Annotated in this window: 1 protein-coding gene; it reads left to right on the top strand. The window is 62.4% G+C overall.

The genetic code is table 11. From position 1 onward, the window contains the following. A partial coding sequence (locus tag EOE18_RS18600) for a hypothetical protein (protein ID WP_164852829.1) occupies positions 1–255 on the top strand: 255 nt, incomplete at both ends.

The raw sequence follows: 255 nt of genomic DNA, 5'->3' as shown, positions 1-255 counted from the left end.
CCTGTCGGATCCTCGACAAGGCTGCCTCCCGTCCATACCGTTTTTCCGGAGGCACGCTGACGGTGGACCTGTCGAGCTTGAACGAGGTTGAGCGATCCACTGTTATCGACGCCGGGATTTTCTCGGATGAGATCATGCAGGCGCTGCAGGAGCGCGCGGCGCGGGACAAGGCCGCCGACGATTTGAAAACCACCCAGGCGCTGGCCCTCAGTTTGCAACAGGCTCAAGCTGCTGCAAAGGCGCAGGCGATGGCCG

It is taken from the genome of Novosphingobium umbonatum (assembly GCF_004005905.1).
Lineage (GTDB): Bacteria > Pseudomonadota > Alphaproteobacteria > Sphingomonadales > Sphingomonadaceae > Novosphingobium > Novosphingobium umbonatum.
The sequence above is the reverse complement of the archived record's forward strand: the minus strand, read 5'-3'. Positions and strand labels throughout refer to the sequence as shown.